A 4,638-nucleotide genomic window follows, 5' to 3' on the forward strand; every position below is an offset into this window, starting at 1 on the left:
ACCGAGCCCGAACCACCAGGCCATGTAGCGTCCGGCATCGGCGGGCAGCGGCGAGCCCTCGCGCACGGCCTGCACGGCCATGTCGCGCACGCGGATCTGCAGCCAGACCACCGGCAGCCAGCACAGCCCGGCCAGCAGGTACAGGACGAGGGTCACCAGCAGCCAGGACTGACTCAGCGACCAGCCGGCCAGATACACCATGGCGATGCCGCTCAGCGGCTGGAGCAGTGCCGTCGGCGTGGTGAACAGCCAGTCGGCGGTCACCAGATGACGGAAGGTGGTGGCGATGGTCGCCACCTGCCCGCTCTTCCACGCCCGCCAGGCGTAGTAGGCCGAGCCCAGGCCGGTGCCGAACAGCAGGGTGGAGGAAAGGATGTGCAGCGTCTTGATCAGCAGATAGAGGTTCATGATCGGCTCCGTTCGGAGGCAGGCTGCAGCCACGACAGCCAGAGGCAGACCGGCAGCAGTACCAGATTCTTGCCGACGCCCTGGAAAGGGTCGAACCAGTAGTGCGGCAGCAGCCAGGTGATGAGCGCGCTGTAGGCCAGGATCAGGAGGATCTGCGCCTGCAGCGCTCGACGCCGCCAGCGCGGCAGCAGCAGGCCGGCGCCGAGCAGGCCATCGAACAGCGAGCCGGCGATCACCGCCAGGCGCGCCGGCCAGCCGGTAATGCCGGCCTCGGCCAGGATGCGCAGTCCCCAGTCGAACCCGGGGCCGAGGCAGACCAGTGCGGTGCCCAGCCAGACCACGACCAGCAGCGCCAGCAGCAGGGGCTGCAGGGCCAGCCCGACGCTCTCCGCTGGGCGTGGCCAATCGTGCAGGCGCATGGCAATCGGCAGGCAGCGGTAGCCGCAGACGGCCGCCAGCGGCTCCGCCGAGGCCAGGTTGTCGCGCCGCGCCAGGCGCAGGGTCTGGCGGTTCAGCGCCCGCCAGCCCAGACGCTCCCCGAGTAGCGCGCCCAGCGCGGCCAGCGGCCGTGGCAGCGTCCGGTAACGCCCCGGCCCCCAACCCTGAGCCGCACGCAGGCGATCCAGCAACTGGCCCTGGGTCAAGGCCTCGGGTCCGACCAGCGCCAGGCTGCAGGGGTGAGGCGGCCAGTTCTGCTGCAGGGCGAGCACGGCCGAGCAGAGATCATCGATATGCAGGGGCTGCAGGCGTGCGCGGTTGTCCAGCAGCGGCACCCACGGCCAGGGCGACAGGCGCTGCAGCCAAGTGCTGCTGGCGGCGCCCGGGCCGAGGACCAGTGAGGGGCGCAGCACCACGGCGGGAATGCCGAGACCGAGCAGATGGCGTTCGGCGGCGGCCTTGCTGGCGAGGAAGTCGGTGTCCGCCCCCTCTTCCGCGCCCAGGGCGGAAATCTGCAATACCCGGGCGCCATGGGCGGCGGCCAGATCGAACAGAGCACAGGCGCCCAGTTGCTGAACCTGCCGCAAGCGGTCGCGGTCGGTGGACAGCAGACCGGCGGCATTGATCACCAGCTCGATGCCGGCGGGCCAGGGGAAGGCGTTCGGATCCCGCGCCAGTTCGGCCAGATCCAGCCGGCACCATTCGCCGGGAGCCGCGGGATCGGGCCGGCGAGCGCTGGCCAGCACCCGATGGCCAGCCGCACGGAGCGCGGCATGCAGGTGGCGGCCGATGAAGCCGCCGGCACCGACCAGCAGGATGCGCATCAGACTGCACTCCCCGGCTGGACGGTGGCTTTTGCATGGAGCATGGCGATTACCTCCTTGTGATTCGTCAGTCGGCCCGTCCGGATGAGCGACCTACCGGAAGGCCGCCGCTAGCGGCCGGCGGCGCGCCGGTCGATGGCGCGCATCAGGTAGCCGGCCAGCTTGTTGTAGTCCTCGTCGAAATGATGCCCGCCGGGCAGCTCGATCATCTCGCCGCTGGCGCCCGGCTGGGTGCAGCCGCTCTCGTCGGTTTCCTCGCTGCCGTAGATACAGACGATCTTCTGCGCCGGAACCCTGGCCAGTTCCGGGCCGGTCGCGGCCTCGTCGCCCTGCTTGCCGAGCCAGCCGGCGACCTCGATCTCGAAGCTGCCGGTGCGGGCCAGGGCGAGCAGAAGCAGCGCCGAGACCTGCTCCTGGTCGGCCGCCGGCAGGCGGTTGTAGAGCGCCGGCAGGATATCGGCGCCGAAGGAGTAGCCGGCCAGGGCGAAGCGCTTGGCCCCCCACTTGCTCCGGTACTCGGCCATCAGTCGCGACAGGTCGGCGGCGGCCTGCTCCGGGCTCCGGTGCTTCCAGAAGTAGCGCAGGGTGTCGATGCCCACCACCGGGTAGCCCTGCTGGGCCATGTAGCTCGCCGAGTCGCGGTCCAGGTCGCGCCAGCCGCCGTCGCCGGAATAGAACAGGGTGACGGTGTCGGCATGCTCGGAACGGTCGGTGGCCGGGACTTCCACCACCGGGATCTCCTCGCCGGCGCCGGACAGCAGATGCCCGAGCCGCTCGACCATGACCTGCGGCAGCGGCGTGCCGTACTGGGCGATGGAGGTGGCGACGTTGCCGGCCTGGCGGATGAAGCGGGCGGTCTCCTCGTCCGGGTTGTCGTTCCAGGCGACCGCCATGCGGCCGTGGACGACCGCCGGGGGCAGCGGCTCCGGGCAGTCCGGCTCGGCCAGCGACAGGCCGACGGCCAGCCCCTGCAGATCGTCGCGCTTCTGCCCGGCCAGGGTACGCCAGACCAGTGCGGCGCCGTCGCCGATACCGGCGATCAGCGTGGGCTCGCCGCCCAGCTCGGCACGGGCCTGGAGCAGGCGATCGCGCAGCACGGCGCAGTCAGGGGCCGCGGCCACCTCGAAGCGGACGATCTGCGCACCGGTCTCCTGGGACAGGGCCTGCAGGTCGGCGTCGGCGACCGGCCGGTCGGCCGGCAGCGCCAGCAGCACCCGTGCCTTCGGCGCGCCCGGGGGAGTGATCACCGTGACCGGGCTGCCATCGGGCAGGGTTCGATTGATGAGACCGATCTGGGCCGGCGAGCGCTGCATCCAGATCCAGAAGCCGCCGCCCAGGGCGGCGACGATCACCAGCAGAGAAATCCAACGTGCACGCATACTGCTCTCAACGTTTGACGAGTCCGGTCAGGCCGCCGGCGATCAGCGCGGCGGTGTCGGCGAAGGCCACCAGGGGGTCGAGCCCGGCGGGAACCACCATGTAGCGCGGCTCCCAGAGGGGATCGAACTTGTCCTTGAAGCGGCGCAAGCCCTGGAAGTTGTAGAACTGCTCCCCGGCGCGGAACACGATGGCCCCGAGCCGCTGGGTGAGCGGCGCGCCGCGCCGCGGATGGAGGCCGGCCAGCGGCACCAGGCCGAGGCTGAAGTGCCGGTAGCCCAGCTCCTTGAAGTGGAGGATCAGGCCGAGCATGAGGAACTCCATGCTCAGCCCCGGTGCATCCGGATGCACCCGCATCAGATCCAGGCTGGCGACCTCGCGCAGGTCGGTCTCCAGCAGGTTGGCGAAGGCGATGATCCGCCCCTCGAAACGCGCCACGGCGATGCGAAAATGCCGGAGGTAGGCGGGATCGAAACGACCGAGGGAAAAGCCCTTCTCGCGCACCTGTTTGCTTTGCAGCCAAGCGTCGGAGATGGCCCCGAGCTCATCCAGGGGCGCCGTGCCGGCCTCGAAGAACTCCAGCGACAGCCCGTCGCGCTGGGCCCGGTTCCAGGTGTAGCGCAGGTCCTTCTTGCCCTTGCTGGCCAGATCGAAGGCCGCCAGGTCGACCCGCGCCTCCTCGCCCAGCTTGAGCGCGGTGAGACCGGTATCCATGTAGAAGGGCAGGTTTTCCGCGCGGACCTCGTAGAACACCGGCCGGGAGTGGTGCAGATCGCAGAGGTCGCGGAACTGCCAGATCAGCTCGGCGCGCTGACCGGGATTGCCGATGGGGTCGAACAGGGCCACCATGCTGCGGCCGCGACGGGCGTACATCAGGAAGGCCTCGCCGGACTCGTGGAACAGCAGCGCCTTGTCCCCGGTCATCGCCAGCCAGCCGTCCGGCTGCCCGGAAGCCTTGACGATGCGCCGGGCCCGTTCGAGCTCCTCCTCGCTCGGCGAGTGGATCTGCGGCGGCGCGGCGCGCAGCAGCCAGGCCAGGGCCAGGGCGCCGACCAGCACGGCGCTGCCGAGCGTCGCCCGCAGGCTGCGCGGAGCATTGGCGTCCAGGGCGAACTGCCACCAGAGCTGCTTCTCGTAGGGCACGTCCTGGTAGGTGAACAACAACAGCCAGACCGAGGCGGCGATCACGCAGAGGCTGGCGACGACGAACAGCGGCGAAAAGGGCACTTCCATCAGCCGGCTGCGCCGATAGAACTCGCGCCGGAAGCACGCCAGCAACGCGGCGGTGCAGATCAGCAGCGTCGCCTCCTCCCAGTCGAAGCCCTTGAACAGCGACAGCAGGGCGCCGGTCAGCAGCAGCACCAGGGTCAGCACCCAGGCCGCCGACAGGCGCCGGCGCAGCCCCTGCGCCAGCAGCAGGCAGAGGCCGCCGATCAGGCTGGCGCCCAGATGGGACACCTCGATCAGATGGTGCGGCAGCAGGAAGCCCAGCGCCTCGAGGCGCTGGTCGATGGCCGGCGTCGCCCCGGAGATCAGCAGCACCCCCCCGGAGAGGAAGACCAGCACCGCCAGCACCGGCGCGGCCAGGCTC

General features: G+C 70.5%; 4 protein-coding genes. All 4 read right to left on the reverse strand.

What is annotated here, in order from left to right:
- Positions 1-408 (reverse strand): DUF2269 family protein (locus ACFOJE_RS08135; protein ID WP_377813806.1); only part of this gene is annotated, 408 nt, incomplete at its 3' end.
- Positions 405-1,670 carry an SDR family oxidoreductase gene (locus tag ACFOJE_RS08140; RefSeq protein WP_377813808.1) on the reverse strand — a complete coding sequence of 422 codons (1,266 nt, stop codon included), beginning with the start codon at positions 1,668-1,670 and terminating at the stop codon, positions 405-407. The genes ACFOJE_RS08140 and ACFOJE_RS08135, both read right to left, overlap by 4 nt.
- 110 nt (positions 1,671-1,780) lie before the next feature.
- Positions 1,781-3,049, reverse strand: coding sequence for a virulence factor family protein (locus ACFOJE_RS08145; protein WP_377813809.1), 1,269 nt, complete (start codon positions 3,047-3,049; stop codon positions 1,781-1,783).
- Between the two features lie 7 nt (positions 3,050-3,056).
- On the reverse strand, positions 3,057-4,638 hold a 1,582-nt coding region (mprF, locus tag ACFOJE_RS08150; RefSeq protein ID WP_377813810.1), incomplete at its 5' end, for a bifunctional lysylphosphatidylglycerol flippase/synthetase MprF.

Origin of the sequence: Azotobacter bryophylli, assembly GCF_042643485.1 — a bacterium.
GTDB lineage: Bacteria > Pseudomonadota > Gammaproteobacteria > Pseudomonadales > Pseudomonadaceae > Azotobacter > Azotobacter bryophylli.